The following is an 8,604-nucleotide window of genomic DNA, read 5'->3' on the forward strand; positions in this document are numbered from 1 at the left end:
GATATACTTACCATATCTGAGAATTGATAAAGGCTTATAGAAAGGAGCATATGAGTATGGAGAAAGCATATAAGACTATGAAGCAGGTTGGAGCACTCAACATAGCACTTGGGGTTATAACGATAGTTACTGGTCTTGTAGTGGGTATACTGATGCTTACAGCAGGCGGAAGATCTCTCAAGAACAAGAGATTTATTGTCTGGTAGAACTGTTAATATATATATAGGATTATAGCGAAAAGGGGTTGACATCTGACACTTGTATGTGTTAGAGTCAGCCTAGATAATGCGATGAAGAGGAGCAGTAGAATTCTGGAGATGTTCAGAGAACCGCCGGTTGGTGTGAGGTGGTGATCGATAGGATTTGAACTCGCCTTGGAGCAGCCCGCTGAATGGCACGTCAGATGATCGTGTGAAGTAGGAAGGGACGGAGCCTGACCGTTACAGCAGGAGGGTATAAGACGGCGGTAAGTATATCGTTCATCTGTATCTGCGACGAGAGCATACATTATTGTATGAAATAGAGTGGTACCGCGTAACTTACGTCTCTATAGTGATTAGGAGATGTGAGTTTTTTTTTGCTTAAGTAGGAGGTTATATCAATGAAGAATTATCAGAATTACAAGCGTGGCTATTACATGCCACCGGTACAGTGCACAGACTGGGTAAACAAGGAGTATATTGACAAAGCACCTATCTGGTGCAGCGTGGATCTGAGAGACGGTAATCAGGCCCTGATCGTACCTATGAGCCTTGATGAGAAGCTGGAATTTTTCAAGGAGCTTGTCAGGATCGGTTTCAAGGAGATAGAGATCGGATTCCCTGCAGCGTCCGAGACTGAGTACGAGTTCTGCCGAACACTTATAGAGCAGGATCTCATACCTGATGATGTCACGATACAGGTACTTACACAGGCAAGACCACATATCATAGAGAAGACATTTAAGGCTATAGAGGGTGCAAAGAACGTGATCGTACATCTGTACAATTCAACATCATTTGCCCAGAGACAGCAGGTGTTCAGAAAGTCAAAGGAAGAGATACTTAAGATAGCAGTGGATGGAGCAGTGCTGCTCAACAAGATGGCTGATGAGTACGGCGTTCCATATCGTTTTGAGTATTCACCGGAGAGTTTCACCGGAACAGAGGTTGACTATGCACTTGAGGTCTGCAACGCAGTTATCGATGTATGGAAGCCGACACCGGACAGAAAGGTTATAATCAACCTCCCTGCAACAGTCGAGATGTCACTTCCACATGTTTACGCAAGCCAGATAGAGTATATGAGCAAGAACCTCCACGATAGGGAGAATATTATCCTTTCACTTCATCCTCACAATGACAGAGGCTGTGGAGTGGCAGATGCAGAGCTTGGTATCCTCGCCGGCGCAGACAGAATAGAGGGAACATTATTTGGAAATGGTGAGAGAACAGGAAATGTGGACGTGATCACACTCTGCATGAACATGTTCACCCATGGAGTTGACCCTGAGATAGATCTCAGCGATATACCATCACTCACAGAGATGTATGAGAGAGTTACAGGAATGAAGGTTTACGAGCGTTCACCATATACAGGAAAGCTTGTATTTGCCGCATTCTCAGGCTCGCATCAGGATGCCATTGCCAAGGGAATGAAGTTCAGAAAAGAGCAAGGAGACGGAATGTGGACCTGTCCATATCTGCCGCTTAACCCTGAGGATATCGGAAGAAAGTATGATGGCGATGTTATCAGAATAAACAGCCAGTCAGGAAAGGGTGGAATTGGATTCATCCTCCAGACAAAGTACGGCTTTGACCTTCCTGCAAAGTTCAGAGAGGATCTGGGCTACACAGTAAAGGATGTGTCAGATAAGGAGCACAAGGAGCTCAGTCCAAAGGAAGTATTGGATATATTCCAGAATACATATGTCAATATAGATGGACCTGTCAAGATGCTTGAGAATCACTTCGTACAGGGAGATGGAATATCCACAGAGATAACCATACTGAAGAATGGAGTGAAGAAGGTTTACCATGGCAAGGGAAATGGACGTCTGGATGCCGTGAGCAACGCTATAAAGAAGCACTTTGACATACAGTTCAAGGTTGTATGTTACGAGGAGCATTCACTTCAGACAGGATCCAACTCACAGGCCGTTGCCTATGTCGGAGTCGAGACTGCCGATGGTAAGGTTACATGGGGCGCAGGAATAAAGGACGATATCATAGACGCATCTGTACATGCACTCGTGAGCGCCGTCAACAGAACAGGAGATCTCAATTAGATATTAAATTAGGGATTAAGATATATTGAATTACATTAAAATACCCGGATGTGCAGGCAAAATGCTTACATATCCGGGTGTTTTTTATGATTCGCTGGTCTTAAGTTTCTTATAGCAGTAACCGATGATATCCTTTCGTGTAACTATGCCGATGAACTTGTTCTGATCGTCAACCACCGGAACAAAATTCTGGACCATGGCTCTGGCTATGAGATCCTCCATGTTGGAACTGATGGATACGGAGGCGTACTCGAATTTCTTTGGAATATCATTAAGGAAGATGTTCTCTGCGGTTTTGAGCGCGTTCATCGAATTGCGCTTGCAGTACCAGAGAATGTCGCCCTCCGTTATGGTGCCGACATATTCACCGGTGTTGGATAGTATCGGTATTGCAGAATATCTGTGTATCTCCATCTTCTCAAGTATCTGTCTGAGTGAAAAACTGTCCTCAATATATGCTACATCGCTCTTAGGTGTAAGAAAAAATAAAATGTTCATGTCGCTTCTCCTTGTCATATATAATTTGTAATTTTACAGCCCCATTCTGTAAATGATAAATACCATAAATATTGCTTATCGCCCATATGTAATAATTATAAAATATAATCAGTATGAGTTCAATTAAATTACTGTGAAATAATAGTGACCGGGTGCATGATAAGAAAGTATTTTCAGAATATAATCCGAAATGTGTCAGATGTGTCAGAATTTGCAAAATTATGTTGTTAATTAGTAGGCGATTTGATATTATAAACTTGATATGCACTATTATAAGAGACATAAGGAGGACTGTATGGGATCGGAGAATGTTTTCCAGGAGAATCAGGAATATCTTATAAGGGCAAGGGAGCTGGTGGTGGCTATCGATGATGTGCAGGACAACCTTGAACAGGCGAGAACGGCACAGAGAAAGACCAGCAGGAGCATCTCACAGGAGGAAAAGGGCCTTTCTGATGAGATCAGTTCAACCTTGAAAAACAGAAAGAATGAGATAGAGGATGGATATGACCAGCAGCTTTCGGCGAACGGAGCCAAGATAAGGCAGCTTCAGTCGAAAAAGGATAAGAAGAAGACGGAGCGTATGGGCAACCGAATAGAGAGCGAGACGGCCTCTCTGAACGAGAGCAACAGACAGCTCAGACTCAAGGCAAAGGAGCTGTTTAAGCAGAACAATGTATCGGGCTTCTGCAATACGGGCTTCTTCTACTGTATGTTCGCTCCGTGCGGAGCAGGCGACGTGTTTAAGCTTATACTGCTTATACTCCTGTTCTGCGGATGTATACCGGCGATTGTATGCGTGGCGCTTTCATACACCATATACCAGACCGGAGTTCACACTTTGACGTATGTGGTGATCAGTCAGGCGATCGTCATAGCAGAATTTATAATATATTTTATAGTGTTCAATCTTGCCAAGGTAAAGAATCTTGAGATCGTCAATGAGGGCAGGCGGATAAGAAACAAGGTCCGCGCCAACAACAAGCAGATAAGGATCATCAGAAACTCGATAACAAGAGACAAGGATGAGAGTGTATATAATCTTGGCAAATATGATGAAAAGCTCAGCGAGCTTGAGGCGGAGCGCGAGGATATAAGCAATCGCAAGCTTGAGGCGATAAAAGTATTTGAGAATGATACAAAACAGGTTATAACTGATGATATAACAGGAAGACGGCAGCCGAAGATCGACGCACTTAAGGCGGATCTGAAGCAGCTCGAGGAAAAGATCAATGCCATGGAGTCACAGCTTGCTGATATGCAGAGCCATCTGACTGACAGCTATGTCACATTCCTTGGCAAAGATCTGCTCACAGAAGAGAAACTCTCTGATCTTATATCGATCATGGAGGAGGGCACGGCAAGCACAGTGTCAGGCGCCATAGAGGTTTATAAGGGAGAGAGCTAGTCAGTGTGTCGATGATGACAGTATGGCGTCAGAGATGAAGCGTGCCATATTGCTGACGGTATACAGCCTGGTGCTCTGAAGAAGACTCATACCTGGCTTCCCAGACAGATTTACAATCCCGGTGATGGAGATATCTCCTATCGCCGGGAGTTTTTTATTTACACCGATTCCGGGGTACAGGGGGGCGTTAGAGAGCGTGATCATACCTACATCTGAAGGACGTCCAAGGGATGCGTCGACGGCGATGATGGCGGGGGAGACAAAATGGTCGTATATATGGTGTATGGTATCGCGCAGATTGAGGGCGTGAACCGGAGCTTTTAACGTTCCGTACACTTTGAAAGGACAGTTGTGCTCTGTCAGAAAGCTGCCTGTCAGAGGGCCGAGAGCATCACCGGTAGCGCGGTCGGTTCCTATGCATAAAACCACGGTGCTGTCAGAAGGCTGCCCGCTGTCTGCCAGAAAATCCGATATTCTGGTTGAAAGCGCACGGCAGGCAAGAATGTCATTTGGATTAAAATATTCTGTTTGTCGCTGCTTCTTTTTTATCATATCAATACCCTGCCTGTGTTTTATAGTATAGAGTATTTCCAAGATTATCAAAGTTTACACAATAGATTCATAAAGCGCTCATTTACGTGATCCTGTAGATATAGGTCGTAATAGGCTGGAATATAGGGCGCAGTTACACACATCAAATGACATGATTTCCTAAAAAAGCGTCTTGTCAACATGGTATTATTCATGCATCGTTGGCGGAGCTGTAAGGGCTGATGCTTAAGAGTATAGGAGGTCGGGTGAATGATAGAGATAGTATATGATGAAGCAAATGAGATGATGAGGTCAAGCGACAGGGTGAAATATGAGCTGCCCAAGAATATACGACAGGTGGGAAATGCCCCGGGAAATTACAAGATATATGTAGAAGACTATGTAATGACATATCTGAGGAGAATTGCATCGCCGGGCAATATGAACTGCCGTGGAGCCATACTTCTCGGAAAAGTATATGATGAAAATGGCACAAAGGTGATATTTGTCAGCGGCGCAGTGGATGCACAGAATCTTGAATTTGACATATCCATGATAAAATTTGGTGACAGCGAGTGGAGCGGAATATATGCGGAGATAAACAAATACTTCGATGACCTGTCGATCGTGGGATGGTTCCTGTCCAGAATGGGTTTCTCTGCAGAGATAAACGATCAGATGAAAAGGCTGCACCGCGATAATTTCCCGGGTGAGGGAAAGATCCTGTTCCTTATGGATGCACTGGAGTGTGAGGAGGCATTTTATTATTACGATCACGGGACCCTTATGAGGGAAAAGGGATACTATATATATTATGTGAGAAATGAGAAAATGCAGAACTACATAATCAGCAGAAAGCGTGAGACTGCGGAATCTGCGACAGACAGTGTGGTAATAAAGGATAAGACGGTCGTTGAAAACTTCAGAGAGAGGGGGAAACAGACGGAGAACCGGAAGAAGAGGAGCTGGGGTACAACCGCGGCGTGCTTTGTTGCGGTATGTGCGGTGTCATTTGGAGCATTGTGGTACATATCCCCGGATACAGTGGGGCAGATAACGGACAGGCTGACAAAGGCAAAACACTCCGGTGAGGTTCAGGTGTTCATGAACAGTGCAGACACCATGGCCGGTGCTGAGAAAACAGTGGGAGGAGCTGCATCCGGAGATGCCTATACACAAAAAAATACACCGGGATCACAGAACACGGAGGCAACTCAGAATGCGGCAGGGGTGCAGGATACAGAGATGGCACAGAAAGCAAATGGATCGCAGGATATATCAGCGGCGCAAGGCACGGAGAATACAAGTGCTTCGGTGGAGGGAACTTCGTATGGCTCGGAATACACTTCGGACAGTGTTTCAGATGAAGCTGTAACATCAGAGATACCTTCTGTGCCGGAGGATACGGAGAGCATCTATGTGGTTGAACCAGGGGACACTCTTGTGAGTATATCGATAAAGATGTACGGAACGCAGGATGGCGCAGAGAGTATAGCGGCGGTAAATGGCCTGAAGATAGATGAACCTATATATGAGGGCCAGAAATTGGTTATTCCCTATACAGATTAAAAATGCTATAATTACCATGTTTTTTTATAGTGAATAAAGAACAGAAGGAATACGGATATGAAATTTTTAACAAAAAATAAAAAAACTGCGGATAAGGAAATTGCTGCGGGCAGAGACGATGAAAAACAGGAAGTTCAGAATCAGACAGAAGATGATATGGACGAGGAAAGCCTTGCAAATGGCAGGGATAATGTCATTGAAGTAAAACGTACCATGGGCAAAAAAGGCAAAATGCTCCTCGCTATCGCAGCAATTGTGGTTGTGCTAGGACTTGTCACTGCACTTTTGAGATATAATGCGATAAAGACATACACTCAGTATGATGTGGTGTCAGCGACGGAAACATCAGGTGACAATATAGCAGATTACACGGTATTTGCGGGAAATGTGCTGAAGGTGACCAAGGACGGTGCATCTTACATAGATGAAAAAGGCGTGACAAAGTGGGATGTGAGCTATGCGATGAAGATGCCACACGCAGAGGTGTGCGGAAACTACGCGATAGTTGCGGATATGAACGGTAAAGATGTGTATGTGTTTAATGTTGACGGCGAAGTCAGCCGTCAGACTCTCGCTTACGACATCTCAAATGTTGATATTGCAGAGCAGGGAGTGTACACCCTTGTACTTGTGGGAGAAGGCTGCAATTATATCAATGGATACGATAAGGACAGCAACACGATCTATGAGCTCAAGACCACGATAGATAAAAGTGGATACCCTATGGATATAGACATATCGAACGATGGACAGAAGCTGGTCACAAGTTATATGAAGATACAGGGCACAAAGGTACAGTCTGTGATAGCCATGTACAATTTTAGCTCGGTTGGACAGAATGAGAATGCTGATCGTATGATGGGAAGCTATACAGTGGATGATGCACTGTATCCTATCGTGAAATTTACAGATAATGACAATATTGCATGCTTTGGTAATAAAGATATAAGAACATACACTATGACGGAGAAACCGGAGAAGAGAGCTGTTATAGATCTCAGATCCAGGGAGATGCAGGGCGTATTCTATAATTCTTCCTGCGTGGGTTATATTGCTGTCTCGGATTCTGCCTCAAAGGCGAAATACAAAATATATATATATGACAACAAGGGTGCGCTGAAGGCTGAAGTGGACTACGACAATGCATTTGACAAAATATATGCAACTGAAGAGGAGATAATAGTCACGGGAGATATGGACTGCAGTATAATCAGGTTTAATGGAAGTATGAAATTTAATTATTCATTCACCAAGAATCTTGTAAATGTTGTGCCGGACTCAAACGAGGAGGAGTATGTGGTCATATTTGAAAATGAGACGCAGACTATTGCCCTCAAGGGCATGTAAGAGAAAGGAGAAGCGCATATGAATCTGATGTTGCTTGCGTCTGTGGCGGTTATTCTTCTGTGCGCCCTTATCGGATACAGGAGAGGTCTCATCAAAAGTGCGGTAAGTGCAGTGGGCATAGTAGGAGCGGTGATCCTGACAAATGTGCTGAATCCGTATGTAAACCAGTTCCTCTGTCAGCATACACCACTCAGAGACACCGTGAGGCAGAAGGTAGAGCAGAGCATAGGAGTGGAAGATATCAGTGAAAGTGTATCTGTCTATGAGAAAGAAGATTATCTAGAACATACAGAACTGCCGGAGATCGTGAAGAACTACATACGCAGTAACGGCGGAGACAAGATAAATGGAAAGGCGATCGGAGACTATGTGGCATATGTTGTGGATTATCTCACAGATATGGTCATGAACGGACTGTCTTATCTGTTAACCATATTTGTGGTGCTGCTGCTCGTGCTGATAGCTCTTGCGTTATCGCATGTTCTGTCGGGTATCCCCGTGGTCGGTGGACTGGACAAAGCAGGCGGACTTGTTTTTGGCGTTGCACAGGCTGTGTTGTGTATATGGATCGCAATGGTTCTCATAACGTTTTTGTCAGCATTCTCAGTGGCTTCGCAGATGCTGGAAATGGTACACGACAGCAAGGCTCTCACATATCTGTACGATAAAAACATTTTTTTGAAAATAGTTATTGACATATTGGGAGATATTTAGTATAGTTTCACTTGCTGGTTGTGACCGGCATAAGTTAACATCGATTTTCTTCTTCTGTCACTGGAATATGATGACAAAGAAAATGAAAAAAGTTGTTGACATACACACTTCGGTGTGGTAATATTTAGAAGTTGTCGCCGAAGAGGTCAGACATCAGCAATCGAAACGATCTTGAAAAAAGATAAAAAGTTGTTGACAAAGAACTTCAGATGTGATAGCATATAGAAGTTGTCGCTGAGAGGCGAGAGCACAAAGAACCTTGAAAAATTAA

At 44.0% G+C, this 8,604-nt stretch carries 8 protein-coding genes and 1 other annotated feature; of the genes, 6 read left to right on the forward strand and 2 right to left on the reverse strand.

Annotated elements, in window-relative coordinates; translation table 11 throughout:
- The first annotated feature begins 56 nt into the window (after positions 1 to 56).
- On the forward strand, positions 57 to 206 hold the full coding sequence (locus DWX57_RS14160; protein ID WP_015533415.1) for a hypothetical protein: 150 nt from the start codon (positions 57 to 59) through the stop codon (positions 204 to 206).
- 75 nt (positions 207 to 281) lie between these two features.
- Positions 282 to 552 (forward strand) — a binding site (T-box leader).
- A gap of 49 nt (positions 553 to 601) precedes the next feature.
- Complete coding sequence (locus tag DWX57_RS10435; RefSeq protein WP_120124036.1) at positions 602 to 2,266, forward strand: 2-isopropylmalate synthase; 1,665 nt, start codon at positions 602 to 604, stop codon at positions 2,264 to 2,266.
- Positions 2,267 to 2,350: 84 nt separating this feature from the next.
- Here DWX57_RS10435 and DWX57_RS10440 read toward each other — a convergent pair whose 3' ends face one another.
- Entirely contained in the window at positions 2,351 to 2,764 is a 414-nt protein-coding gene (locus DWX57_RS10440) for a CBS domain-containing protein (protein ID WP_118649838.1), read from the reverse strand.
- 295 nt (positions 2,765 to 3,059) lie between these two features.
- On the opposite strand from DWX57_RS10440, the gene DWX57_RS10445 reads away from it, so the two are divergent.
- Positions 3,060 to 4,172 carry a hypothetical protein gene (locus DWX57_RS10445; protein ID WP_118649837.1) on the forward strand — a complete coding sequence of 371 codons (1,113 nt, stop codon included), beginning with the start codon at positions 3,060 to 3,062 and terminating at the stop codon, positions 4,170 to 4,172.
- On the opposite strand, the gene yyaC is transcribed toward DWX57_RS10445, so the two are convergent.
- Positions 4,173 to 4,724 carry a spore protease YyaC gene (yyaC, locus tag DWX57_RS10450; protein ID WP_015533411.1) on the reverse strand — a complete coding sequence of 184 codons (552 nt, stop codon included), beginning with the start codon at positions 4,722 to 4,724 and terminating at the stop codon, positions 4,173 to 4,175.
- 249 nt (positions 4,725 to 4,973) lie between these two features.
- Between yyaC and DWX57_RS10455 the strand changes: the two genes are divergently transcribed.
- The 3 genes from DWX57_RS10455 to DWX57_RS10465 are packed head-to-tail and all read left to right on the forward strand — an operon-like array spanning position 4,974 to position 8,333.
- Positions 4,974 to 6,272: a LysM peptidoglycan-binding domain-containing protein gene (locus tag DWX57_RS10455; RefSeq protein ID WP_117551330.1), complete on the forward strand. Its 1,299-nt coding sequence runs from the start codon at positions 4,974 to 4,976 to the stop codon at positions 6,270 to 6,272.
- Positions 6,273 to 6,329: 57 nt separating this feature from the next.
- Positions 6,330 to 7,619 (forward strand): DUF5711 family protein, encoded by a 1,290-nt coding sequence (locus DWX57_RS10460; RefSeq protein ID WP_120124039.1) that lies wholly within the window; start codon positions 6,330 to 6,332, stop codon positions 7,617 to 7,619.
- Between the two features lie 18 nt (positions 7,620 to 7,637).
- Entirely contained in the window at positions 7,638 to 8,333 is a 696-nt protein-coding gene (locus DWX57_RS10465) for a CvpA family protein (RefSeq protein WP_015533408.1), read from the forward strand.
- The last annotated feature ends 271 nt before the right edge of the window (positions 8,334 to 8,604 follow it).

The sequence above is a fragment of the Coprococcus sp. AF19-8AC genome (genome assembly GCF_003603115.1).
Classification (GTDB): Bacteria; Bacillota; Clostridia; order Lachnospirales; family Lachnospiraceae; genus Coprococcus; species Coprococcus aceti.

Excerpts from the sequence above, each read along its gene's own strand:
- DWX57_RS14160 (WP_015533415.1), top strand. The coding sequence starts at position 57 with ATGGAGAAAGCATATAAGACTATGAAGCAGGTTGGAGCACTCAACATA.
- DWX57_RS10435 (WP_120124036.1), top strand. The coding sequence starts at position 602 with ATGAAGAATTATCAGAATTACAAGCGTGGCTATTACATGCCACCGGTA.
- DWX57_RS10440 (WP_118649838.1), bottom strand. The coding sequence starts at position 2,764 with ATGAACATTTTATTTTTTCTTACACCTAAGAGCGATGTAGCATATATT.
- DWX57_RS10445 (WP_118649837.1), top strand. The coding sequence starts at position 3,060 with ATGGGATCGGAGAATGTTTTCCAGGAGAATCAGGAATATCTTATAAGG.
- yyaC (WP_015533411.1), bottom strand. The coding sequence starts at position 4,724 with ATGATAAAAAAGAAGCAGCGACAAACAGAATATTTTAATCCAAATGAC.
- DWX57_RS10455 (WP_117551330.1), top strand. The coding sequence starts at position 4,974 with ATGATAGAGATAGTATATGATGAAGCAAATGAGATGATGAGGTCAAGC.
- DWX57_RS10460 (WP_120124039.1), top strand. The coding sequence starts at position 6,330 with ATGAAATTTTTAACAAAAAATAAAAAAACTGCGGATAAGGAAATTGCT.
- DWX57_RS10465 (WP_015533408.1), top strand. The coding sequence starts at position 7,638 with ATGAATCTGATGTTGCTTGCGTCTGTGGCGGTTATTCTTCTGTGCGCC.